This is a genomic window from Vibrio sp. 10N.261.55.F4 (assembly GCF_041470465.1).
GTDB classification, from domain to species: Bacteria; Pseudomonadota; Gammaproteobacteria; order Enterobacterales; family Vibrionaceae; genus Vibrio; species Vibrio crassostreae_C.
The window spans coordinates 18052-42146 of sequence record NZ_JBFRMM010000045.1; the positions used below are offsets into that span (position 1 = coordinate 18052).

The 24095-nt window shown below is 45.1% G+C and carries 21 protein-coding genes and 1 pseudogene; 16 read left to right on the forward strand and 6 right to left on the reverse strand.

All coding sequences use genetic code 11. The annotated features are described in order from the left end of the window. Positions 1–411: a LysR family transcriptional regulator gene (locus tag AB4249_RS20700; RefSeq protein WP_017059460.1), complete on the forward strand. Its 411-nt coding sequence runs from the start codon at positions 1–3 to the stop codon at positions 409–411. A gap of 111 nt (positions 412–522) precedes the next feature. Here AB4249_RS20700 and AB4249_RS20705 read toward each other — a convergent pair whose 3' ends face one another. Continuing rightward, on the reverse strand, positions 523–2616 hold the full coding sequence (locus AB4249_RS20705; protein ID WP_372104606.1) for an alkyl/aryl-sulfatase: 2094 nt from the start codon (positions 2614–2616) through the stop codon (positions 523–525). 188 nt (positions 2617–2804) lie between these two features. Between AB4249_RS20705 and AB4249_RS20710 the strand changes: the two genes are divergently transcribed. Then, on the forward strand, positions 2805–3707 hold the full coding sequence (locus AB4249_RS20710) for a LysR family transcriptional regulator (RefSeq protein WP_017059462.1): 903 nt from the start codon (positions 2805–2807) through the stop codon (positions 3705–3707). Here AB4249_RS20710 and AB4249_RS20715 read toward each other — a convergent pair. Then, positions 3704–4603 carry a DMT family transporter gene (locus AB4249_RS20715; protein WP_372104609.1) on the reverse strand — a complete coding sequence of 300 codons (900 nt, stop codon included), beginning with the start codon at positions 4601–4603 and terminating at the stop codon, positions 3704–3706. The genes AB4249_RS20710 and AB4249_RS20715 overlap by 4 nt on opposite strands. A gap of 197 nt (positions 4604–4800) precedes the next feature. Here AB4249_RS20715 and AB4249_RS20720 point away from each other — a divergent pair, with 197 nt between their 5' ends. From AB4249_RS20720 to AB4249_RS20740, 5 genes are all read left to right on the forward strand, one after another. Next, positions 4801–5190, forward strand: a complete 390-nt coding sequence (locus AB4249_RS20720; protein WP_017064032.1) for a VOC family protein — start codon at positions 4801–4803, stop codon at positions 5188–5190. A gap of 51 nt (positions 5191–5241) precedes the next feature. Then, positions 5242–5766 (forward strand): hypothetical protein, encoded by a 525-nt coding sequence (locus AB4249_RS20725; protein WP_102332390.1) that lies wholly within the window; start codon positions 5242–5244, stop codon positions 5764–5766. A gap of 169 nt (positions 5767–5935) precedes the next feature. Further along, the gene (locus tag AB4249_RS20730; RefSeq protein ID WP_102332355.1) at positions 5936–7375 is read left to right on the forward strand and encodes a 6-phospho-beta-glucosidase; all 1440 of its coding nucleotides are present in this window, start codon (positions 5936–5938) and stop codon (positions 7373–7375) included. A 99-nt stretch (positions 7376–7474) separates the two neighbouring features. After that, positions 7475–8473 (forward strand): LacI family DNA-binding transcriptional regulator, encoded by a 999-nt coding sequence (locus AB4249_RS20735; protein ID WP_372104612.1) that lies wholly within the window; start codon positions 7475–7477, stop codon positions 8471–8473. Between the two features lie 202 nt (positions 8474–8675). After that, positions 8676–9236, forward strand: a complete 561-nt coding sequence (locus AB4249_RS20740; protein WP_017064028.1) for a sugar O-acetyltransferase — start codon at positions 8676–8678, stop codon at positions 9234–9236. Between the two features lie 88 nt (positions 9237–9324). Here AB4249_RS20740 and AB4249_RS20745 read toward each other — a convergent pair whose 3' ends face one another. Continuing rightward, complete coding sequence (locus AB4249_RS20745; protein ID WP_017062388.1) at positions 9325–10512, reverse strand: MFS transporter; 1188 nt, start codon at positions 10510–10512, stop codon at positions 9325–9327. Positions 10513–10793: 281 nt separating this feature from the next. On the opposite strand from AB4249_RS20745, the gene AB4249_RS20750 reads away from it, so the two are divergent. Together AB4249_RS20750 and AB4249_RS20755 are read left to right on the forward strand one after the other, a co-directional pair. Then, the gene (locus AB4249_RS20750; protein WP_102428076.1) at positions 10794–11675 is read left to right on the forward strand and encodes a LysR family transcriptional regulator; all 882 of its coding nucleotides are present in this window, start codon (positions 10794–10796) and stop codon (positions 11673–11675) included. A gap of 445 nt (positions 11676–12120) precedes the next feature. Further along, positions 12121–13653 carry a phospholipase D family protein gene (locus tag AB4249_RS20755; RefSeq protein WP_372104616.1) on the forward strand — a complete coding sequence of 511 codons (1533 nt, stop codon included), beginning with the start codon at positions 12121–12123 and terminating at the stop codon, positions 13651–13653. A 115-nt stretch (positions 13654–13768) separates the two neighbouring features. On the opposite strand, the gene nfsA is transcribed toward AB4249_RS20755, so the two are convergent. Next, positions 13769–14491 (reverse strand): oxygen-insensitive NADPH nitroreductase, encoded by a 723-nt coding sequence (nfsA, locus tag AB4249_RS20760; RefSeq protein WP_108111048.1) that lies wholly within the window; start codon positions 14489–14491, stop codon positions 13769–13771. Between the two features lie 279 nt (positions 14492–14770). Here nfsA and AB4249_RS20765 point away from each other — a divergent pair, with 279 nt between their 5' ends. The 7 genes and pseudogenes from AB4249_RS20765 (at position 14771) to AB4249_RS20795 (ending at position 21041) form a co-directional block, all read left to right on the forward strand. After that, a complete protein-coding gene (locus AB4249_RS20765; RefSeq protein WP_372057866.1) occupies positions 14771–16015 on the forward strand; it encodes an NADH:flavin oxidoreductase/NADH oxidase family protein in 1245 nt (414 codons plus the stop codon). Positions 16016–16251: 236 nt separating this feature from the next. After that, positions 16252–17126: pseudogene (locus AB4249_RS20770) on the forward strand (HAD family hydrolase). A gap of 208 nt (positions 17127–17334) precedes the next feature. Beyond that, positions 17335–18030 (forward strand): aspartate/glutamate racemase family protein, encoded by a 696-nt coding sequence (locus tag AB4249_RS20775; RefSeq protein WP_372057865.1) that lies wholly within the window; start codon positions 17335–17337, stop codon positions 18028–18030. A gap of 223 nt (positions 18031–18253) precedes the next feature. Continuing rightward, on the forward strand, positions 18254–18376 hold the full coding sequence (locus AB4249_RS20780; protein WP_258182976.1) for a hypothetical protein: 123 nt from the start codon (positions 18254–18256) through the stop codon (positions 18374–18376). Positions 18377–18575: 199 nt separating this feature from the next. After that, a complete protein-coding gene (locus AB4249_RS20785; protein WP_372057863.1) occupies positions 18576–19448 on the forward strand; it encodes a radical SAM protein in 873 nt (290 codons plus the stop codon). Between the two features lie 267 nt (positions 19449–19715). Continuing rightward, complete coding sequence (locus AB4249_RS20790) at positions 19716–19952, forward strand: YdcH family protein (RefSeq protein WP_065606862.1); 237 nt, start codon at positions 19716–19718, stop codon at positions 19950–19952. Positions 19953–20144: 192 nt separating this feature from the next. Beyond that, positions 20145–21041 carry a LysR family transcriptional regulator gene (locus AB4249_RS20795; protein WP_102428071.1) on the forward strand — a complete coding sequence of 299 codons (897 nt, stop codon included), beginning with the start codon at positions 20145–20147 and terminating at the stop codon, positions 21039–21041. A 253-nt stretch (positions 21042–21294) separates the two neighbouring features. On the opposite strand, the gene glpD is transcribed toward AB4249_RS20795, so the two are convergent. Beyond that, positions 21295–22854 (reverse strand): glycerol-3-phosphate dehydrogenase, encoded by a 1560-nt coding sequence (gene glpD / locus AB4249_RS20800; RefSeq protein ID WP_372104619.1) that lies wholly within the window; start codon positions 22852–22854, stop codon positions 21295–21297. A 267-nt stretch (positions 22855–23121) separates the two neighbouring features. Next, a complete protein-coding gene (locus tag AB4249_RS20805; protein ID WP_004732237.1) occupies positions 23122–23907 on the reverse strand; it encodes a DeoR/GlpR family transcriptional regulator in 786 nt (261 codons plus the stop codon). Between the last annotated feature and the right edge of the window lie 188 nt (positions 23908–24095).

Sequence of the window (24095 nt, forward strand, 5' to 3'; positions counted from 1 at the left end):
ATGAACATTGAACATCTAAAATTGTTTGTGCGACTCGCGTCTACGCACAATATAGGTCAAGCAGGACAAGAGCTTGGGTTGTCACCTCCGGTAGCCAGTATTCATATCGGAAAACTCGAAGAGAGCCTAGGTGCTATCCGCGTCGATCACGGTGAAGCGGTAAGGGATGTATGTGTCGATGGCTTGGGCATTGCCATGTGCGCGAGTTGGATAGCATACAAGCAGCTCGCGGAAGGTTCGCTGGTTGAGGTGTTGCCGGATTACCCTTTAAAGGATGAGGCGGCTATCTGGGCGGTATACCCGAGTGCTCAGTTACTTGCACCAAAGGTGCGCGTATTTATCGATTACTTTGTTCAATATTATGGTTCACCTTCTTATTGGGATTGCGACGTAAACGGGCAAACTCAATAGCGATTCAGAAGCATATATTGAGAACAAATAAGAAAGCCCCAACCAAAAGGGAGGGGCTTGTTTTTATGTTCTTTATAGAACGTTTTTCTAGCTAACTGCTGTTGTTTTTATTTAGTGTATCCGGCGTTTAATGAGCTGAGCGTGTACCGCTGAATCTTGGTATAGCTCTGCATCAACTTCTTCGCCTTTACTTGGGCGCGGTACAATCTCAAAAGAGGTGTCAGCTTCTGTCAGTGAAGACAGCAGTTTGTTAAGCGATGTCTTATCACCTTTCACGCCTGCTTGTCCGTCTTCTAACAGTTTTCCTAGGCTTGTTTTCTTAAGCACGATATCAGACACGTCAGACTTATTGATGATCAGTGTTGTATCCGCATCTTGCAGCTCTGATACTTGGATGTTGTTCAAGTTGCCGTTAGACATTTCAACGTAGTAGAACTCTTTTACATCAGGCAACTGAATATTCATTGTAAATGGTGTTTCTTGTGCCTTTAGCGAGTCCACTTTAACTGCTAAGTAATCTAACAAGTTCTCAATGGTCATGTTAGCCAACACATCCGGAGATGCAGTCTTTGGTGCGCCCGGTTGTGTGCCAATACGAAGCTCTTGAGCGCCGGTTAGGTAGATGTTTCTCCAACCTGCACCTTCTGATTGATAACCCAATTGCTCGTACGTATCTGCCAATAAGCCACGTGCAACTTTGTTCTCTGGTTCTGCTTGAATCACCTTATTCAGTGCTGTTGCAACGAAGCGATATTCACCTTCTTGGAAGTCTTGCTGCGCTTTTTCAATCACAGCGTCGCTGCCGCCCATGTATTCAACAAACTTCACTGACTCTGGCTTGATTGGTAGTGGATTTAGGTTAGCTGGGTTCATGTCGAAGTAACCAAGATACATGTTGTACACAGCGCGGGCGTTGTGAGAGTAAGTACCGTGGTAACCGTTGGTGTGCCAAGACTGTTGAATGCTGTCTGGCATGACCTTGTAAATCTCGTCACCGATGTCTTGTAGAACCACACCGTTATTGGCTAAGCGAAGCGTTTGGTTATGAGTAAAACCGTAAGCGTCACGCTGCATTTTTAGGTAATCAGAGATCTCTTGTTCGCCCCAGATTGGCGATGAGTGAGACGCAAACAGCACCTCAGTATCTTCACCCCAAGTGACTAACATCTCGTTGATCTTCTTAGACCATTTCAAGCCGTCACGTACTTTAGCGCCACGCAGCGTGTACAGGTTATGCATGCCTTGGTAAGTCAGCTCGCCAGTCCAAAGTGCTTTCATGCTTGGAATATACGTCACCATTTCAGAGGCCGCTTCGGTACCTGAAGCATCCATGAATTGCATTTCTAGGCCGTCGATAACCAGAGTTTCAATCTCTTCGTTATGGTTCAGCTCGTAGTCTGGCAGGACGTAAGTAATGCTACCGGTTGATAGGCCTTTCGACAGTGCAGCATCAACAATACCGTGCTCGTGTCGGTTCAGGGTTGCACCATACTGATAAGCGGTACGACGAGACATTGCATTACCCGCCAATACGTTTTCGTCGACGATCTCTTTAGTAATGTTTTTCGAACCGTACACTTTTACATCTGGGTATGCGTCTTTGATTGCTCTTGCGCCACCAAAGTGATCAGCGTGCGAGTGAGAGTAAATCATAGCAACGACGGGCAGTTCGCCGCCATCAGGCACATTGCTCTTGAAGAATTTGAGTGATTTAGCGGCCGCTTCTTTGGTAAGAAGAACGTCGTAAGCGATCCAACCGTTGTCACTACGAATGAAAGAGATAGACGCTAAGTCAGCACCTCGAACTTGGTAAACTTTACCCGGAACAACTTCATATAAGCCTTCTGCTGCTTGGTTCAATACCGCTTGGCGCCACAGTGAAGGGTTTACTGAATCTGGTGCTTGGTCTGCATTCGTCACACTTGGGTCGATAAAGTTAAAGCTATTGCGAATGATGTCGCCCGTCTCTTGGTCGAAGCTAGCAATAAGGCCCTTGTTGTTATTGTCGAAAGCGCGAGTGTCGGCAAAGTTAAGTGTTTTTGCGAACTCTTGGTTTGCCTTAGTCGTCATCTCGGTTGCGCTTTTGCCACCTTGGTCGCCAATTTCGCTGAAGTGTGCGTGGTCATGGTTAGCTGCAACTGCAGGGAATACGAGCGAGATAGCTAGGAACAGTGATGCATTTTTGAACGTGCGTGAAGTCGTCATAAGAGCCTCTTCATTTCAGAATTTTGTTTCGTTGAGGCGATTATAGGAATAAGACATATAGCAAAAAATAAAGTAAGCTTTATTTAATACATCACGATTGGCTATGTATTGAGTCATGCAATGGTTGGGGAACGAAGGCGAATCCTGACCTATGATTGATTTAGGCCACATTGACAGGGAGAGTAACGGTGAGCGACGTGGAAAAGTTGGATTTAAATCTATTGAGCGTGTTCTTAGAAGTGTATCGATTAAAGTCGATCACGCTTGCATCAGAATCGCTTGGTATGACTCAGCCTGGGGTTAGTGGGGCATTGAAGCGATTGCAATCTCAGCTTGATACCGACCTGTTTATTCGTGAAGGGCGTGGGATTATTCCGACTAACGCTGCGGTGCAATTGGCAGACCGAGTAGAGCCTGCTCTAGAAGGGATAAGCAGCGCAGTAAGCACTTTAAAGACATTTGATAATCAGCAGCATCATGTGTTTCGTATCCTGGTGAATGAGATTGGATTAACCAAGCTTCAACCTCTCGTCGAGCAAGATGAGACGTTGGGCAATATCTCGATTGAATTCAATATGGTGCCGAACAACGAAGAAGAATTATTGCAAGGCTTGAGCATGCAACAAGCTGATTTAGCGATTGATATCCATTACCCGCAAGTTAACGGCTACATGAAGCAGCCGATGATTGAAGATGAGTTGGTGCTGATAGCTCGAAAGGGGCATCCGAGAATCAATGGCTCTGTGACGCAAGAGCAATATTACAACGAAAAGCATGTTACTTTTAGAATGCGTCGAACCCGTTTATACACGGCAGATTATTTTACCAAGTCGCCACTGAAACAGAGAAAAGTGAGTGCCGAGTGTGACTCGCTGATGACCATGTGTGTGCTGGTATCGGGCTCAGATTGTGTCGGCAGTACATCGCGTGATTTTGCCAATCAATTTTCCGAATCCTTCCAGCTTCAAGTCCTTGATCAGCCGTTTGAAATCTTACCTATGCAGCAATACATGATTTGGCATAAAAGAACCGATTTGAACCCTGCTCATCAGTGGCTGAGAAACAAGATTCAGCAATATATGGCTGATTAACGAGCCGCTCTTGCTGCTCGTTTCTGTTTGGCGCTCTCTATCGTCTTAGAAGGCGTCATTCCTGTCACCAACATGGTGCCGGTGATAACCAGAATTGAACCAACAATCGTATTGATGCCAATTGCTTCATCTAAGAATAAGTTACCCCATAGAATACCAAATACCGGAATGATGAAGGTCACGGACAGGGCTGAAGGTGCGCCGAGTTCAGAGACGAGATTGAAGTAAAGTAGATACGCTAACCCAGTACATACCGCGCCTAATAAGACAACCGATGTAGTGATCGTAACGTCGGGTGTTTCTCTCATCGGAATAAAGAATACAAACGGCAAAACCAGCAATACCGCAGCCCACATGCTGCCATGAGCATTGTTGAATGCCTCAACTTTAGGGGCTTGTTTGGTATAGTTTGACGCTATTCCGTAGCTAAAGGCCGCCATCACTGCTGCAAAGATAGGAAGCACAGCCTCACGGCCAATGTTCATCGCATCCCAACCGACTAACACGCCAACTCCTGTTACCCCAATCCCAAGTCCCAATAGAACTTTCGCCTCGAGTGCTGTTTTGGTCCATATTGCACCAATGATTGCTGCCCATATTGGCGCGGTAGAGTTCAAGATGGCGAGTGTCGAGGCGTTAAGTGTCTGCGCGGCATAAGCGAAAAGCAAAAAAGGAAGTGTGGTGTTAAACAGGCCGAGAATGAAGAAGTGTTTTGCGTGATCATGAAAAGAGAGCTTCTTTTTTAAATAGAAAGAAACTAAAAGCAGAGTAAGTGCTGCAAACAGAACTCGCGCTTCAATTAAGACTGCGGGCCCTAATGGATTGGCGGCCATTCTCATGAAAAGAAACGAGCCTCCCCATATAGCCGCAAGTAGTATCAGTTTTAAAAAGCTCACAGTTTGAATCTCAGATTGTGTAAAACCTGACTATGGAGGAAAGATAACTATTACACAAACATAGATGCCAATACTGTGCAGTTATGGACATAAAATCGAGCCCGTTAATCAGGAACAATTTCGATGAATTTCGTTCTGTTTATTGTTCCTTATTTGATGAGTAATCTAGCGTTAGACATCAAACTTAGGCAAACAAAATGAAGATTGAACACATCGCAATTTGGACCAAACAACTCGAAGTACTGAAGCGATTTTATGAAGATTATTTCGGCGCGACATTGAACTCAAAATATCACAACCCAACTAAAGGGTTTTCTTCATACTTCCTCTCGTTTGATACGGGAAGTCGTTTAGAGATTATGGAAATGGACTCTGTCCCTGAATCGAAAGACGACATCTATGACCAGTTCACAGGCTTCATTCACATGGCGATATCATTAGGTTCGGAACAGGCGGTCGATCAACTGACTCAACACTTGGTCGAAGACGGCTATGAGCGCTTAGATGGCCCAAGAAGAACAGGCGATGGCTATTATGAGAGCTGTGTACTCGATCCGGATGGTAATCGTTTGGAACTTACCGTTTAATGTAGAGACTTAATTGAGTTACTCATCTACTAACGGAACTGAGGTATGACAATGATGAAGCTTGCTGTGACTTTCCTTTTTAGTCTTGGGCTTATGGGATGTGCTACCTCAGAACCGGTGTATGAGCAGGAGGCGGACTCAAAGCCTGAACCATCCCAACCCATAGGTTACCTTGGCTTCAAAGCCCATCAAGAGTGGGCCATTCAATTTAACGATTGCACGGTCTACGATTTAACAGGCGCACAACCCTACCAGTGGTTTGATCGCACTTCAGCCTCTGTGAGCTGTTATACGTTTAAGCCAAACGATGCCATCGAGCCTTTATCTGTCTATGCCGACGCAAACTTCGACAGCAATAAGCTAGCCCCGATTAACCTATTTCAAGAGCTGCAGGTATCAGAGTCTGGCTGGGGCAAGTTTCCTGCCGTCTATGAGACCAACGGTACCAATTGGCTGAAAGTCAAAGAGGGTTGGATTCACCTCACACTAGCCGATCAGACACTCGTTCAGTTCTACCCTGGCACTCAAGACCAATCTGGCAAATCACTGCATGATCAGTATTTTGAACAGCATTGATCGTAATGCTGACTGTTGATTAGTCTTTAGATCGATCAAAAAAGATCTTTTAACTGTTGCTGAAACCGGTTTCAATCTGTATCTTTGCTTTTATTGAAATCGATTTCAGAGTTGTAATTGCAGCTCAAATTCTGATCTTTTTCACGAATAACTTGTAGTGAGTAATGGTATGAACAACGAATTTTCGAACGATTTTTTATGGGGCGGTGCAGTAGCAGCGCATCAACTAGAAGGCGGCTGGGATGCGAATGGTAAAGGTGTCAGTGTTGTTGATGTATTAACAGCGGGCGCTCATGGTGTACAACGTCGAATCACCGATGGCGTGATTGATGGCGAAAACTATCCTAACCAAGTCGCAGTGGATTTCTACCATCGCTACAAAGAAGACATTAAGTTATTCGCTGAGATGGGCTTTAAGTGTTTCCGTACCAGTATCGCGTGGACGCGTATCTTCCCAAATGGCGATGAAGCTGAACCGTGTGAAGCGGGTTTAGCGTTTTACGATGATCTGTTTGACGAGCTGTTGAAATACGACATTCAGCCTGTGGTAACACTGAGCCACTTTGAAATGCCTTACCATCTAGCTAAGGAATATGGCGGCTGGATGAACCGCAAAGTGATCGACTTCTTCGTTAAGTATTCAACTGCAGTGATGGAACGATACCAACACAAAGTGAAATACTGGATGACGTTTAACGAGATCAACAACCAGATGAACACCTCGGCAGATATTTTCGGTTGGTTATGCTCAGGCGTGAAGTTTCCACAATGCGAAAAGCCGCAAGAGGCGATGTATCAAGCGGTTCACCATCAGTTTGTTGCAAGTGCTTTGGTGGTTAAGAAAGGTCACGAGATCAATCCAGATCTTCAAATCGGCGCAATGTGTGCGATGGTGCCTTTCTATCCACGTTCTTCTAAACCGGAAGACATTATGGTGGCACAACAAGCGATGCGTGACCGTTACTTCTTCTCAGATGTGATGGTTCGCGGTCATTACCCAAATTACGCTACGCGTGACTGGGCAATCAAAGGCTTCAACATTGAGATGCAGCCTGAAGATGAGCAGATCCTAAAAGAAGGTAAGGCTGATTACTTAGGCTTTAGCTACTACATGTCGAATACCTTGGATTCTTCTTCTCACCAATCTACAGAAGAAGCGATGGACGGCGGTCATGAAAATTCGGTCGATAACCCGTTTATCCAGTCTAGCGATTGGGGCTGGCCAATTGATCCGACGGGTTTGCGTTTCTGTTTAGCGTCTCTGTATGAACGTTATGAAGTGCCATTGTTCATCGTTGAGAACGGTTTTGGCGCGGTTGATACCATTGAAGAAGATGGCAGCATTAATGACGATTACCGCATTGCTTACCTTGGCGACCACATCAAAGAGATGAAAAAAGCCGTTTCGATTGATGGTGTTGATTTGATGGGCTATACCCCTTGGGGCTGTATCGATTTAGTTTCGTTCACCACGGGCGAGATGAAAAAACGCTACGGATTCATTTACGTAGATAAGCACAACGATCAATCTGGCTCACTAGAACGCAAGCGCAAGAAGTCTTTCGAGTGGTATAAAGGTGTGATTGCATCTAACGGTGCCACTATTTAGAATGCATTCCCCAGCGCAGTTATGTGAACTGTGAGCTGTCATTTTGCAATGAATTAGTCGGCCTATGTCGGCTAATTTTTTATAAAGGAAAAGAAGCGAATGGTAACCATGCTTGATGTCGCAAACCGCGCAGGCGTATCTAAATCGACCGTTTCTCGTGTCTTAAATGGCAAGAACATCGTGCGCCCAGATGTGGTGAAAAAGGTATTTGATGCGATTCAAGAAACAGGTTATCGACCGAACTTGTTGGCTCAGCAATTGGCGACCAAGAAGACCAATTTCATCGGCTTTGTAATTACCAATGAGTTGTTCAATGGCCCTTACTTCTCTTCCTTGATGTATCACGCGGCTTCTTATAGCGAAAAGTCGAATCACCAATTGGTGATCACCGATGGCAAACACAGCGCTGAAGACGAAAGAAAGGCGATCAATTTCCTGCTGGATATGAAGTGCGCGGGCATCATCATCTATCCGCAATGTTTAACCGAAAGCGAGATAGCTCAGATCATCGAAAGCACTGACACTCCGATTCTGGTACTCAACCGAGAAATGCCGTCGAAGCCCAATCATGCTATTACCACCGACCATTATCAGAGCGCTTGTTTGATGGTTGAACACATCATCGAGCAGGGTCATACCGATATTGCAGTGATTCGTGGTAAAGCCGGTTCTTCGACCGATGAGCTGCGTTACCAAGCCTATCAAGATGTGTTAACTAAACATGGTGTTGCATTGGATGAGTCCAACGTTGTTCAAGGTGATTGGACGATGGAGAGCGGTTATCACGCGGCTCAGGCTTTGGCAAAAAGCAGAACCACATTCACTGCTATCTTGTCTGAAAACGATGATATGGCGATTGGTGCGATTAAGGCGTTAACCGAACTTGGGTACTCATTGCCTCAAGATGTTTCGATCGTCGGCTTTGATAACAGCAAAGTGGGGGCGTTTTTAACGCCAAGCTTAACGTCTGTGAGTGTGCCATTAGAGCAAATGACGCAAAAGGCGATCCTGCAAATTGTCGGTGAAACAGAGCAAGCGACCACCATCAAAACCACTGGTAGTTTGGTGTTACGTGATTCGATAGCGAAGCTAAATTAGCACTGTTCGAATTTCATATTTTACCTACAAAAAGTGACGAGCTGCGCATCTCTTAAACCAAGCTCAAACACTCCTTATTCACTGTTATTTAGATGTGCGATATTGCGTTTTTGGTCGATGAATTGACCACCATTAGTTAAGTAATGTGAAGCTAGATAAGTAATATGAAAATAGCTAATTGATGTGAGAACAGGTAAGTAACGTGAAAACAGAAAAACAAAAAATGCTAGCAGGTGAACCTTATCAGGCTTGGGATAAAGAGCTTTATGCAGCTCGTATCGAATGTCGCAAGGTGCTTCAAAAACTCAATAACAGTATTCCTGGCACATCTGAATGGGAAGCAGCAACGCAAGAGCTCATTCCGGACTGTGAAAATGCGCATTTAGAACCTCCATTTCGTTGTGACTACGGCTCGAACATCAAGCTAGGCAAGAACTTCTACGCTAACTTTAACTGCGTGATTTTGGATGTGGCTGAAGTGACTATTGGCGACAATGTGCTGCTTGGTCCGAACGTTCAAATCCTGACTGCAGGTCACCCACTCGATGTGAAAGGCCGTGTAGAAGAAGGCGTTGAGTTTGGCACACCGATTAATGTTGGCAACAATGTTTGGCTTGGCGGTGGTGTAATTATCTGCCCCGGTGTCACCATTGGCGAAAACAGTGTGATTGGCGCGGGCAGTGTCGTAACCAAAGACATCCCAGCCAATGTGGTTGCAGTCGGTAATCCATGTAAAGTGCTGAAAGCGATCGATAACGAGTAATAATCAGATTGAATTGATAAAGCCCGAACCTAGGTTCGGGCTTTGTTTTTTCTATTCTTGCTAGATGCTAGATGCTAGATGCTAGATGCTAGATGCTAGATGGAACAGCTTGTTGTGCTTGCTTCTTATCTAACGCACCACTGAATCGAGTCAGAACAAGAGCGATCAGAACGATCACAGCACCTACCCAAGGGGTGTTCATTAATCCAGATTTCGCGACAATCAAACCACCGCCCCATGAGCCTAATGCGATACCGACGTTGAAGGCTGCAATGTTCAACCCAGAAGCGACATCGACTGCGTCTGGTGTGTATTTCTCAGCCAGTTTCACAACATACACTTGTAGCCCCGGAACGTTACCGAATGCGAATGCACCCCAAACCAAAATGGTAGCAACAGCTGCGTAAGGGTTTACTGCGGTAAAGTTGAATACCACCAGTACTGCGGCTAAACCAGAGAAGATAACGGTCAACGCTTTAATCGGGCCCATCTTGTCGGCCATTTTTCCGCCCCAGATGTTACCTACCGCCACTGACACACCGTAAACCAACATGATGAGACTGATAGAGCTCGAATCAAACCCTGATACATTTTCCAGTATTGGAGCAAGGAACGTAAACGCTGTGAACGTACCGCCATAACCTAGTGCTGTGATAGCGTAAACCAACAGTAAGCGTGGTTGAGTTAGAACCTTTAGTTGTGCCGAAATCTTCGCCGCAGGTGGTTGCTTAAGGTTGCTTGGAACCAAGATAGCACTACCGATAAGAGCAATAAGGCCAAGCAGAGCAACGATCAAGAAGGTCGCTTGCCATCCAAAGGTTTGGCCGATATAAGTGCCCAGTGGTACTCCAGTTACCAATGCAACCGTTAAACCCGTAAACATGATCGCAATGGCACTGGCTGCTTTATCTTTTGAAACCAAACCTGTCGCGATGGTCGATCCGATCGAGAAGAACACACCATGGGCAAGGCCAGTCAAAATTCGTGCGGCGATCAGCGTGTTATAGCCTGGAGCTTGCCACGCCAATAAGTTACCAATGACAAACAATGCCATCACGGTTAGCAATACCGCTTTACGATTCCACTTTCCGGTTAATGCCGTTAATACTGGTGCGCCAATAGCAACGCCAAGCGCGTATAAACTGACTAATAGGCCTGCCGATGGCAGAGATACATTCAAGTCGCTCGCCATGGTAGGAATCAAGCCTACGATGACAAATTCTGTGGTTCCGATGGCAAAGGCGCTGAGCGTCAATGCAAGTAATGCTAATGGCATAATCATCTCTCTTACTGTTCTTTGTTAAATACCGAGCGCGATAAAATGGGGCAGCTTGTGACTGCAATAGGAGCGCTTCGTTTGATGGCGAGGATTATCTAGCAAAATATATTTGTGAAAAATGCCGCTATTCACAAATAACCTTTGTGAAATTTGCAATAATTAAAGAGTTAGCCGATCATTGGGTTAAGCTGATGAGATCGAAAAGACTCAGATGATTTGAGCTGTGATGAGTACAAGCGAGATGACATTAAACAAAATGAAGATAGCGAAGGAGCCTCATGTTAACCCGTTCAGATGATTTAGAAATGGTACTCACCGTTGTCGATGCTGGTGGTTTTTCTGCGGCGGCAGAGGCGCTGGATGTGCAGGTCGCCAAGGTGTCTCGTTCGGTGAGTAAGGTTGAGTCGCAACTCGGCGTCTCAATATTCAACCGAACAACGAGACGCGTGGAATTGACGGAGGAAGGACGGCAGTTTGTCGATTCAGTCAGGGTGGGATTACAGATGATTCAGAGCGCGGAAGAAGAAATCGTGTCGCGCGGAGAGTTGCCAAAAGGTCGTTTAAGAGTCGATGCCGCCAGTCCATTCGTATTCCATCAGCTAGTGCCGTTGGTGCAGTCATTCAAAGAGGCTTACCCAGACATTGAGTTGGAACTCACTTCCAACGAAGGCTTCGTTGATCTTCTCGAAAAGAGAACTGATGTTGCGATTCGAATCGGTAAGTTGTCCGATTCAACACTGCACGCTCGCCCGTTAGGAAAAAGTTTACTCCATATTGTTGCGTCACCTGATTATCTCGCTAAGCGTGGGCTGCCCACCAGACCTGAAGATTTGAGTTCGCATCAAATTGTGGGGTTTGCGGGTAACAAAGTGCTTAACCATTGGCCTTTACCAAACCAAAGTGATGTCGCGCCTACTGTGACAGCCAGTAATGGTGAAACCGTGCGTCAACTAGTCTTAGCTGGAAATGGGATTGCTTGTTTATCGGGGTTTATGGTGCAGGAAGATATGGCAGCAGGGCGTCTAATCCCTATTCTGGAACAAGACAAACTTGCCAACACAGACCGAGAGCGAGTGAATGCGGTTTACTACAAGTCGTCATCGGTCTCTAAACGTATCTCGGCGTTTATCGACTTTATTCAGCCCCGTTTGAGCTTGTAGGGAAGGCTTGTGTAGGGACGATAAACGTTATGTAGCGTGAACAATGTTTTCGGTGTTGATCCTTACATGTCCCTTAGATGAACAACAGCTTTAGCGCTTACGTAAGTAATGCGTTTGCACAATCTCATATAAGTAAGTCGACACGCCTGTTAGTGTGAAATCAAGCGGTGAAACTAGATCTCCAAACAATGGTGAAGCATCACCCAGACCGAATAGAGCTCACCATTGACATGGTCGAAAAGCCGCTGAGTTTATACTGTTTGGCACTCACCCAACTTAAGTGATTTGTGGGCCAATTTACCGACCTTTAAATTTATACTGGATAATTACCTATAAATTTCAGGCTTTAGCAGTAATAATCAATGAATAGATCGGAATAGCTTGTTCATTGAAAAGCTGTACGGAAAGTTTCTAAAGACGCCATCGTGAAAAGGAAGTCAGATACATGCCTGTGCTCGAACGCATCAGTTTAACGTTAATCTTAATCGCCGTTTTAGGTGGGTGTTCTTCACTTCCTGAAGGCATCGATCATCCAACAGAACCGCCAACCTCTCCTGCACCCAGCACTTTATCGGTTCTAACCAATGAATTTCAGCCTGAAGCTTTAGAGCAAGGCACCACTGCGGTTCGTCTGCAAGAGTCCGGTTGGGATGCTTTGGCACAGCGATTAGCACTGGTCGAAAGTGCCGAGCACACCATCGACATTCAATACTACATCTGGAACTCTGACGAATCGGGAAGCTATCTCGCTAGCCGTTTATTAGCCGCGGCTGAGCGTGGTGTTAAGGTGCGCGTAATGTTGGATGATATCAACCTCAACGAACGTGAAGGTTTGCTGTCGGCACTGGATGCGCACCCGAACGTCGAGATTCGTATCTTCAACCCAACGCCGACACGTCGTGGTTTCAGTAAATGGCTGAGCTTTGTTGGTGACTTTTCTCGCTTAAATCGCCGCATGCACAATAAATCGTTTACCGTAGATGGTACCTTGTCTGTGGTGGGTGGCCGTAATATCGGTGATGAATACTTTGACCTTTCTGATGAAATCAATTTCCGAGACCGCGATGTATTAGTTATGGGCTCGGTAGTTAACACCATCCAAACCAGTTTTGTTGAATACTGGAACAGCCGTTGGTCTTACCCTGTCGATATGCTGGGTGATGACGAACAACCTGATCTCTCGAAGATAGATAATATTGTCGTTCCGCATTATCAAAATTATCCTGAATTACCATTAGATCGTAAGGCTGCTGATAGTTTACTGAAAGAGGTGGTTGGTGAGATGACTTGGGTGAATGCGCGTTTTGTTTATGATCAACCCATCCCTGATGACTCCGATAATACTGATGAACCAAAAGCGACCGCGATTCTTCTAGGTAAGTTAGCGAGCGAAGCGAAACAAGAGATCTTATTGGAATCGGCTTACCTTGTATTCGATGATGGTCAGCTTGAAGAGTGGCAGGTATTGAATAACAAGGGCGTTGAGATAAAAGCGCTAACGAACTCTATGGCGTCTAATGATCTGGTGACCAATCACTCCGCTTATGCGGGCAGACGTTACGATATGTTGGAGCATGGTATCGACCTGTTTGAGCTAAAACCAGAATCTAAGCTTTGTGAAGCATCGACTCAGGACTTGTCGAAATGTGCACCTGAGACGGCCTATGGCTTGCACGCAAAATCAGTCGTATTCGACCGCAGCATCGCGAGCATCGGTTCATTTAACTTCAACTTGCGTTCTACCTACCTCAATACTGAATCGGTTTTGATCATCGAGAATAAAGAGATTGCTGAAACGTTAGCAAAAACTATTGAGCAAGCAATGAGTGACGACAATAGCTGGCGTTTGGAACTGGAAGACGGTGATGTGTATTGGTATTCAGGCGATCAAAGCTGGGACAGCGAACCAGAAACGGGTAAGTGGGAACGAATGCAGTCAGGCTTTTTGCAATTGCTACCGATTGAGAAATATCTGTAAGCTAGCCGCCTCCGGATAAATAAAAATGTCAGCGTATATTACGCTGACATTTTTGTTTGTACTGTTGTTTGCTGTGGTTTGTTGCAAGCTCTTAACGGCTTAACGGCTTAACGGCTTAACGCTTGGTCAGCTGCTTGCTGTTCAAGTAAGGCAGGATATGCGGGCGAGATTCGCCAGACAGCTTTTGAGTGATCTGTTGTGACCAACTGATCTGCTTTTGGTTGCTTGAACGGCTTGCGTAGTAGCTCTGCATTGAATCATCGTAGCTGGCAATGTCATCTAGGCTCAGCGGTTGGTATTGGTTTTCGTGCATAACTACGTGAGCAGGAAGGCGAGGCTTAACCTCTGGTTGTTGTGCCGGGTGACCTAAGCACATTCCGAACAATACGGCGGTGTGTTGTGGCAGTTCTAGCAGTTCATCCACTTGTTGTGCGCTGTTACGTAACCCGCCAATGTATACGCCACCTAAACCTAGAGACTCAGCAGCCAACATGCAGTTTTGCGCCATGATGCCAGAATCTACCGCGCCAATTAGGGTCAGTTCAGTAAAGTCGGTTTTCACTTCAGGGTTGATTTGAGCGTGGCGCTGATAGTCGATACAGAACACTAAAAACTCAGCCGCATTCTCAACGTAAGCTTGGTTACCTGCGTATTCTGCTAGCAGTTTACGCTTCTCTGTGTCTGTCACTCTCACGATAGAAACAGCCTGCAGTAAGCTCGATGATGAAGCCGCGAGACCAGCCTGAATAATCACATCAAGTTGTGCTTTTTCAATCGGTTGATTTGTATATTGACGAATGGAGCGGTGCCCCAGAATAGTTTCAATCGTGCTGTTCATAACTCTCAGACAGTCCTTGTGATGATGGCGTAGAGAATCACAATAACGACAATTACCATGAGCGTAAAGAGTGTTTGAGCCTTTCTGGTTGACATATTTCAGCAGCGCCAGCCCAGTTTTTGAGATTCTATTTATAATCGATTAATGCCAGCTGCTATGCCGCTGGCATTTTATTATTGAGTGAAACTTGCTTCGAAATAGGCACTAAATGCTCAGAACTGTCGGATAAAATAGGGCATACTGGACTGAATGTATAAACCCAAGAAAGTAACCACGCGCATGAATCTAATCTGCCTCAACGACCCTTTTTTTCTTCCTAATGGTCAAGTGATCAAAAATCGCCTGTTCAAATCGGCAATGAGTGAACAGCTAGGTGATAAACACCATAACCCTAAGCAAGGTTTAGTCACGCTCTATCAGCGTTGGGCTCGAGGAGGAATTGGCCTATCCATGACGGGCAACGTGATGGTCGATAGAGGTGCGCTTGGTGAACCTAAAAACGTGGTGTTAGATGAGCAAAGTGACTTAAGCGTATTTCGTGAGTGGGCGAAGGCTGGAACACAAAATGGTTCGCAGATATGGATGCAATTGAACCACCCAGGAAAGCAAATCCCTAAATTCTTATGTGATAGCCCGGTTGCCCCTTCAGCTATCTCTTTAGAGCGCGGATTAGAAAAAGGCTTCAATACGCCACGAGCTCTGACTGAGACGGAAATAATCGCAATCATTGATAAATTTGCGCTGAGTGCAAAGCTTTCAAAACAAGCAGGCTTTACTGGCGTGCAGATTCACGGTGCTCATGGTTATCTTGTCAGTCAGTTTTTGTCTTCTAGACACAATCAACGCCAAGACAAATGGGGTGGGTCACTCGAAAACAGACTTCGTTTCGTGCTTGAGGTTTATCGCGCGATTCGAAAAGAGGTCGGTGAAGATTTCCCTGTCGGAATTAAGCTCAACAGCGCTGACTTTATGAAAGGTGGCTTCACTGAAGAAGAGTCGATGCAGGTTGTTCAAACACTGAGTGATAACGGTATCGACCTGATTGAGATCTCTGGCGGCACCTATGAAAGTCCATCAATGATGGGTTCAAAGAGCAAAGCTGAACCAATCAAGGCCAGCACGGTAAAACGTGAAGCGTATTTTATGGATTACATGGTGAAGGCGAGAAAACTCGTCAGCACTCCGCTGGTGGTCACGGGTGGTTTTCGAACCGCGCAAGCAATGAATGAAGCATTAAACACCTCGGCGACCGATTTTATTGGTATTGCACGCACAATGGCGGTTGATCCTGATTTCCCTAACAAGTTAATTGAAGACCCTAGCCACGGCATGCCACTAACGGTGCCAACCACAGGAAAGCCCGCATTAGACAAGATGGCGATGGTCGGGCTGGTTTGGTATGAACATCAAATGTGGCGCATCGCCTCTGGCAAGAATGCCGACCCTAAATTAAGCGCACTCGGTGTGGTGTTAAAAACAATTTTCAGCGCTGGCTGGCACGCTTTCAAAAAGCGCAGAGCGTAAGCAGTCATGGATTGTTAAAGCAGAACTTTGAGGAATTGAAGTTCTGCTTTTTTGTTTGTCTCCTTTTAAGTTCTCGATAAATACATCGCAGAGCACCCTCAGCCAGCTTAGCTGTGGTACTAATCTAATACCAACATGAGCATTGGTTATAGTGTTCATAAGTGGCAAATCAGAGTAGACCAACTAGGATGAATTGAATTAAACCCTACAATTAATTCAACAACATGGTAGTTGCTATGAAGAAAATAACCCTCTTATCTGTCGCGATCTTATCCAGTCTCTCTTTCTCATCTTTTGCTAAAGATTGTGATCCCAACTTGCTGCCTTCTTGGAAGGACAGCGAGAGCAAATCCGCTATCGTCGACTTTGTTGGGCAAGCCACTAAAGCTGAGTCTGATACGTTCGTGGCAATTGAAGATCGCATTGCCGTGTTCGATAACGACGGTACGCTTTGGTCGGAAAAGCCTTATTACTTCCAATTAGCCTTTGCACTAGATCGTGTAAAAGAGATGGCGCCTGATCACCCTGAATGGAAAACCGAAGCACCGTTTAAGTTTGTACTCGAAGATGATATTGAGAGCGTTCTGGGCAGCGGTGAAGAAGGGCTATTGAAAATCATCATGGCGACACATTCTGGTATGACTGTTGAGCAATACCAGCAAGACGTTGAGCAATGGCTGACGGTAGCAAAAGATAAACGTTTCAACAAAGCCTACACAGACCTTACTTATCAGCCAATGAAAGAGATGCTGACTTACCTGTAAGAGCATGACTTTAATACTTATATTGTGTCGGGCGGAGGCGTTGACTTCATGAGGGCGTGGGCTCCACAAGCTTACAATATTCCTACAGAGCAAATCATCGGTAGTGCGCTTAAATACAACTACAGCTACAACGATGGCAAACCAACGGTGACCAAGCGATGATGCAATGGGCTACGAGCCAACCCAACTCAATGGCTATGATTGTTTATCACACTGATGCTGAGCGCGAGTGGCAGTACGATCGTGAGTCTCACGTTGGCAAGCTTGATAAAGCGCTAGATGAGGCGAATTCCAGAGAGGATTGGACACTGATCGACATGAAATCCGATTGGTGTGAGGTGTACTAACGCCAAGTATACCCTTGGTCAAAACTTCAAAGGCTCGGATTTTAAATTCGAGCCTTTTTTGTGAGCGGAGGTTTTGGGAATGAACGGTTTGAAAGCAATCGTTTGAAAGGAATAAGGTGTTATGGGTTCGCTTTAAGCAAGAACGTACTATAAATTTTCAATGCATGACGGTTTAATCGAGTTAGTCGGAAATTAAAGGAATAGCAAAATGAAAACGATCGGTTTGCTCGGCGGTATGAGTTGGGAGTCGACAGTGAGCTACTACAAATCCATCAACGAGGGCGTTAAAGCCACACTCGGCGGGCTCAATTCTGCAAAGGTTTGTATGTACAGCGTGAACTTCGATGAGATAGAAAAGCTTCAACATCAAGGTCGCTGGGCTGAGACGGCGGATATCTTATCGGACGCGGCTTTATCGGTAGAGAAAGCCGGAGCGGACTTCATCCTGATCTGTACCAATACCATGCATAAGATCGTTCCTGAGATCGAAGAGAAGGTCACGATTCCTATCTTGCACATCGCTGATACCACAGCGCAGAAGTTGCTTGAACAGGGTGTAAAGAAAGTTGGATTACTCGGTACCGCTTTCACCATGGAACAAGATTTCTATAAAGGCCGTCTGACTAACAAATTCGGTATCGATGTGGTGATTCCTGATGAGAGTGACCGAGAGAAAGTCCACAACATCATTTATCAAGAGCTGTGTCGAGGCCAAGTAAAAGAAGAATCTCGAGATGTATACCGTCAAATCATTGAGAAGCTAGGCCAACAAGGTGCAGAAGCCGTTATTCTGGGCTGTACTGAAATCGCCCTCCTGATTCAGCAGCAACACACTGATGTTCCCTTGTTTGATACCACAGCCATTCATGCAGAAGCGGCTGTACGTTTGGCGACGAGTGACTGACTTCTAGTTCTTATTCTTAGTTCCATAGCTGTCCTATTTTCGCTCTTGTACGATTTTCATTCGTTGAAGTGAAAGTTTTTTGTACAAAAGCAGGTCGTTAGTTAAAGAAGCGATGCTTTGTTCATTAACCAAGGCCTTATCGGTAGGTAAGGTTTTAGTTAATGACTGAGGTATCCGCGCTTTTAAGCACTATGCTTTAGTCATGACCGAAAGAGGATTTATTATGAAATGGCTTATCTTATCTGTAACGCTGTTATTCGTGGCAGGATGCCAATCGACGGGGTCTCAAGAAGCACAAGTCGGTGACGACATGAATCGAGTTCATACCCAAGGGTGCAGCAGCTAATCTTCTTTTGTGGAAACACATTTTCAGCTGCTCCGGTAGAGAGTTACCCCTACAAAGCCTTGTGTTGTCACAAGGCTTTTATTTTATACAAAATCTAAAAACTGATTCGACTATATCGCGAATTATCAATGAATACTGGTGTTGATAAACTCTGTTTTATTAAAGCACGCTCTCGTGCTTATAGACCGGAGAAACCAATATGAATTACGAGGGAAAAGTATATCGTCCATGGACAGAGGCGAAGAGCATTCTGATTCAAACCACTTTAGGTTGCAGTATCAACACGTGCACGTTCTGTAATATGTTCAGCGATAAACGATTCAAGGTTTGTGATATTGAGGATGTGTTTAAAGATATCGAAGAAGCTCGCCTGATTTATCCTTATGTTGAATCAATTTTCCTTATCGATGGCAACGTGATGGCCGCCCGCACGGATTATCTCCTTAAGATTTTGGATAAGCTTCGTCATACCTTTCCAGAAAGCAGAAAAGTATCGCTCTATAGTGGTTTGAACGATTTCCGTCGTAAAAGCTTGAGCGAACTTAAAGAGCTTAAAAGTGCCGGTCTCACTATGGCTTATGCGGGGTTGGAGTCAGGCGATGCGGTTGTACTCGACAACATCAAAAAGCGCATGACACCAGAACAAGCGATCGAAGGCATGGAATTAGCCAAAGAAGCCGGCATTGAAACCTTACTTTCGTTTATCTTCGGCCTTGGCGGTCGTGATCGATCACGTGAACATATTGTCGAGACCACAAGATTACTGAATATCATGAAGCCTGAGCAGATAGCGCCAATGGCGTTAGCGATTCAGCCAGGAACCGTGATGGAACAAGAAGTAAAAGATGGCAAGTTCGTTATGCCGACGCAACTTCAGATCTTAGAAGAAGAAAAGTATCTGCTTGAGAATCTAAACATCGACACTTTCTATTGGGGCGACCATGGTAATAACATCGTGACTCAGAAAGGTTTCCTGCTTGATTCAAGAGAGCAATTTTTGGCTAAGGTGAACCATGCGATAGCATCAAACCCAATGGCTAAAGACAGTGTTATTCAGACGTTTGCTTGGTAGCGTTTAGTTAAAAACGATACTTGCAGGCTAAGTAAAAATCGAAAGAAGTATTGTTTTCGAGGCGGGATAATCGCCATAAACCTACTTCCGTTGCTGAGACAATTCAAAATCAGCAAAGCCATTTTCTTGGTGGATGTTGTAAATTTGTGAATCTGAACTGTCTATATTCTAGGCTGTGTACTGGATCTCATTTGTTATTTGAGTCCCTTGCTAAGGTAAATAATGAATGTGTACTACCAATCACTTTACTCAACTTAAGAGGTTTCTATGCTAGGTGAAAATCACTCTCTTGTTCACGAATTTCCTGAAATGAAAGACAAAATTGCTGAGCTTGCTAAAACTGACGATGGCTTTGCAGAAGATATGAAGACATACGACAACCTTGATAAAGAGATTCGTAAACTAGAGCTGAAAGATTCACCCATTGATGACGGCTCGATGCACCAATTGAAACATGATCGTTCTGAGCTTAAAGATTCACTGCATGCTCGTTTAACTGGCTAGTGAGTTGGCAATTTTGCTGACTAGCTAAATGGCGAATTACAGACTTAGACAAAAACTCCTTCGGGAGTTTTTTTTCGTTTTGGCTCAATCACTTCTTCACAATTCAACTGAGTTAATACGTTGTATTGTTATGTTAATGACGCATAATGAGGGTTACTGGTACACGATTTTTAAGATTTTATTGGTAATCTCATGAATATTGAACACCTCAAATTGTTTGTTCGTTTAGCTTCCACACATAACATCAGCATGGCTGGGCAAGAGCTTGGTTTGTCTCCTGCTGTTGCAAGCTCGCACATTAGTAAACTGGAAGACAATTTAGGCGTTCGCTTGGTGCATAGAACCACTCGTAAGGTCTCTTTAACCGAAGAGGGGGAAGCGTTCTTGCCTCATGCTGAAGAGGTGTTATCGAGCGTCGATGCTGCCAAATCGGCGGTTGGTGTGGGCTGTGACTCTCCAACCGGAACGCTGAGAGTTACCGCATCTGCGTCTTTTGGGCGTTTGCATCTTGTCCCTGCTTTACCTGGATTCTTAGAGCGCTACCCTGGGTTAAAAGTCGATCTCAGACTATCAGATTCGATGGTGGATGTTGTTGAGGGTGGCTTTGATATCGCGATTCGCATCTCGGAGCTGAAAGACTCGACACTGATTGCCCGAAAACTTGCGACAGACAAGCGTATTGTGTGTGTATCGCCTGATTACTTAATCAAATATGGTAAGCCAGCCACACCTCGAGATCTTAATGATCATCAGTGTATTAGCTTAATTGGTTTAGAAAACTGGACGTTCAATACTGAAAGCGGGCCTAAGACGATTAAGGCATCTGGGTCGTTCAGGGCAGATAACGGAGAAGCACTGCGTGACGCAGCCTCAGGTGGTATGGGTATCACGGTGACATCGAATTGGTGTGCCTATGAACAACTGAAAAGCGGTCAGCTGGTTCAAATATTAGAAGATTACCCATTAACATCAGAGCCTGCAATTTGGGCTGTGTACCCAAGCACAAGGTTACTTGCACCAAAGGTGAGAGCCTTCATTGACTACTTCTCTGAATATTATGGTAATCCGCCGTATTGGGAGAAAACATAGAGACAAACGTTATTAAAGCGCTGACATGGTGAGCGTTTTTAAATGTGTTGTTTCGTTGAGATAAAGAATAGCAACCTTTTGTGAAGTTGATAATCAACCGGATTAATAAAACACTATTTAGTTTTTGTTGAAAATAGAGGTGTGAATAAAGTCTCAGGCTGAGCGGAATAGTAGACAATAAAAAAGCTTAGCGTGGGGAGCGCTAAGCTTTGTCATTATTTATATTCAGGAGCGGATGGTTTTGCTAGAAGAACTAACCGACTTGAGAAAAGTTCACCACAGTGCTTTCAAGATTCTCTTTTAAGTAGCTAGAAACTGCATGCTGCTCTGTTTCACTTAAGTACAGGCCAAGCTTGGTTCTGCGCCACAAGATGTCTTCGTCAGTCATCGCCATCTCTTCATTGATCAAGTAATCGATCTCAGCTTGATAAACGCCGTGTGCTTCGCTTGAGAATTGGGTACCAAGATCAGCTTCGCTCGTTGCACCTTCCAGCAGCTTCCAAGTGTAAGTACCAAATTGAGTCACATAACGTAGTAACAGTGCTTCTGATATCCAAGGGTACTTGGTGTGGATCATCTTCGCAAGCTGCTCTCTGCTGCAACTAAAGTTACCACCTGGAAGCGTGTCGTTCGCTGTCCATGGTGCACCCATGTTGGTTAGGTGTGGTTCTAACTTTTTAAGTGCCGCTTCGCCGAGCTTACGGTAAGTGGTTAGTTTGCCACCGAAGATCGAAAGCAGTGGTGCTTGATCCAGTTCTGCATCCAATTCCAATGTGTAGTCCCGAGTGATCGCTTGTGGTGAATCAGATTCGTCGTCACAAAGTGGTCTTACGCCACTGTATGTCCAAACCACGTCTTCACGGCCAAGCTGTTTAACAAAGTGTTGGTTAACAATATCAATCAAGTAATCCACTTCGACATCATCAATTGCGACGTTACGTGGGTCGCCTTTGTATTCAAGGTCGGTGGTGCCGATGATCGAGAACTTATCTAGGTAAGGGATCATGAACACAATGCGATTGTCTTTGTTTTGCAGAATGTACGCTTGTGGCTCGTCATGAATGCGTGGCACAACAATGTGTGAGCCTTTGATAAGACGAATGTTACGAGGCGAAGCCTGCTCTAATCCATCATCAAAGAACTGTTTAACCCAAGGACCAGCAGCGTTAACAAGCGCCTTTGCTTTGCGTTCAAAGCGTTGGTTTGTCATCACATCAAGGATCGTTACATGCCAAACACCACCTTCACGGTGCGCTTTTTCAACACGGCAGTAGTTACGTACTTCTGCGTTGTTTTCTTTTGCTGCCAACACGTTGAGCAATACCATACGAGCATCATCCACCCAGCAATCTGAGTATTCGAAGCCTGTCTTCATTTCTGGTTTCAGTAGCCCTGATTTTGCTAGGTTGACGGTCTTACTTCCAGGAAGAGTGGTGCGCTTACCCAAGTTATCGTAAAGGAATAGGCCACAGCGAATCATCCAAGCTGGGCGTAAAAATGGTCGATGAGGTAAACGGAAGCGCATTGGTTGAGCAACATGAGGTGCTTTTCTTAACAAGACTTCACGTTCAGCGAGTGCTTCCGAAACCAAACGAAATTCGTAATGTTCAAGGTAGCGTAGGCCACCGTGGATAAGCTTTGAGCTAGCAGAAGACGTCGCAGACGCGAAATCATTTGCTTCGTATAAGCCAACGTTTAGACCACGACCTGCTGCATCTGCCGCGATGCCTGCACCATTGATGCCGCCGCCAATCACGATCAAGTCTAAAGTGGAGGATGTACTGTTGTTTGAATTATTTTGTTGAGCACTCATGGTTTTGACCTCTTCTGAGCGAACGAGCATTTTAGAACATAATTGAATCCTATATGAACTTTCGTTTGCGGTCATTTATTATTTTCGTTTATGCGCGTTTTATGTGATTTGGGCATAAAAAAACCTCTGCTTATGAAAGCAGAGGTTCAAATAAGTCTAATTCGAGCATAGAAGCGACAGTGGTAGTGAGCAAGTTTTACTTTTTTAACTTTTCTATAAAGAATCGTGATTCATTATAGAAAGTGGCTCACCGAGCACTTATGTGAGTTATTCGCTCACAGGACGAGCGGTATCGATCACTTCTAATGGTATTGCTGAATCTTTAAGGATGTTGAGAATCTCTTCTGGTGGCTGTTTATTGGTAAAGACCATGTGCGCTTGAGAGATATTACCGAGCTTAACCATCGCGTTACGGCCAAACTTGGTGTGGTCGACGGCTAAGAAGATGCTGCGACTGTTTTCGATGATGGCTTGTTTCACACGAACTTCGTGGTAATCAAAGTCGAGCAGTGAGCCATCAAAGTCGATGCCACTGATGCCCAAGATACCGAAATCGAGGCGGAACTGCTTCACGAAATCGAGTGTCGCTTCACCAACAATGCCACCATCACGGTTGCGTACTTCGCCACCCGCCAGGATAACCTTGATCTCTGGGTTAGGCAGAAGGATGCTGGCAACATTGATGTTGTTGGTGACGACTCTTAGTTGTTTGTGGTTTTTGTTGAGGGCGCGTGCTACCGATTCTGGCGTGGTACCGATATCAACGAATAGGGTTGCACCATCTGGGATGTGCTTAACTAGTTCGTCTGCGATCACGTCTTTTTCGTTGAAGTTAAGCGCTTTACGCGTGTTATACGAGGTATTTTCCGAGCTTAAAGGAATGGTTGCACCACCATGATAGCGACGAATTTTGTTGCTATCGGCAAGTTCATTGAGGTCTCGTCTGATGGTTTGTGGGCTGACATCGAACTTTTCAACGAGCTCTTCGGTACTCACATATCCTTGTGTTTTTACCAGATCTACAATCTGCTGGTGTCTTGGTATCTGCTTCACTTAACTTACCACTCCCTGCGCGCAAAGGGCTCTAGCGCGTCAAAATCGAAAATATAAACTCACGCTATTGTGCTCGAATTGATGAAAAGAGAGAAGTAATGATGGTAAGGAATCATGTCTAAACCGCAAAAACGCTGCGCAAAACGCGGAATTTTAGCCTGAAACGCAAAAAAGAGCACAAAATAGTG

Coding starts and splice junctions, on each gene's coding strand:
- AB4249_RS20700 (WP_017059460.1), top strand. CDS start 1: ATGAACATTGAACATCTAAAATTGTTTGTGCGACTCGCGTCTACGCAC.
- AB4249_RS20705 (WP_372104606.1), bottom strand. CDS start 2,616: ATGACGACTTCACGCACGTTCAAAAATGCATCACTGTTCCTAGCTATC.
- AB4249_RS20720 (WP_017064032.1), top strand. CDS start 4,801: ATGAAGATTGAACACATCGCAATTTGGACCAAACAACTCGAAGTACTG.
- AB4249_RS20725 (WP_102332390.1), top strand. CDS start 5,242: ATGATGAAGCTTGCTGTGACTTTCCTTTTTAGTCTTGGGCTTATGGGA.
- AB4249_RS20730 (WP_102332355.1), top strand. CDS start 5,936: ATGAACAACGAATTTTCGAACGATTTTTTATGGGGCGGTGCAGTAGCA.
- AB4249_RS20735 (WP_372104612.1), top strand. CDS start 7,475: ATGGTAACCATGCTTGATGTCGCAAACCGCGCAGGCGTATCTAAATCG.
- AB4249_RS20745 (WP_017062388.1), bottom strand. CDS start 10,512: ATGCCATTAGCATTACTTGCATTGACGCTCAGCGCCTTTGCCATCGGA.
- AB4249_RS20750 (WP_102428076.1), top strand. CDS start 10,794: ATGTTAACCCGTTCAGATGATTTAGAAATGGTACTCACCGTTGTCGAT.
- AB4249_RS20755 (WP_372104616.1), top strand. CDS start 12,121: ATGCCTGTGCTCGAACGCATCAGTTTAACGTTAATCTTAATCGCCGTT.
- nfsA (WP_108111048.1), bottom strand. CDS start 14,491: ATGAACAGCACGATTGAAACTATTCTGGGGCACCGCTCCATTCGTCAA.
- AB4249_RS20765 (WP_372057866.1), top strand. CDS start 14,771: ATGAATCTAATCTGCCTCAACGACCCTTTTTTTCTTCCTAATGGTCAA.
- AB4249_RS20775 (WP_372057865.1), top strand. CDS start 17,335: ATGAAAACGATCGGTTTGCTCGGCGGTATGAGTTGGGAGTCGACAGTG.
- AB4249_RS20780 (WP_258182976.1), top strand. CDS start 18,254: ATGAAATGGCTTATCTTATCTGTAACGCTGTTATTCGTGGCAGGATGC.
- AB4249_RS20785 (WP_372057863.1), top strand. CDS start 18,576: ATGAATTACGAGGGAAAAGTATATCGTCCATGGACAGAGGCGAAGAGC.
- AB4249_RS20790 (WP_065606862.1), top strand. CDS start 19,716: ATGCTAGGTGAAAATCACTCTCTTGTTCACGAATTTCCTGAAATGAAA.
- AB4249_RS20795 (WP_102428071.1), top strand. CDS start 20,145: ATGAATATTGAACACCTCAAATTGTTTGTTCGTTTAGCTTCCACACAT.
- glpD (WP_372104619.1), bottom strand. CDS start 22,854: ATGAGTGCTCAACAAAATAATTCAAACAACAGTACATCCTCCACTTTA.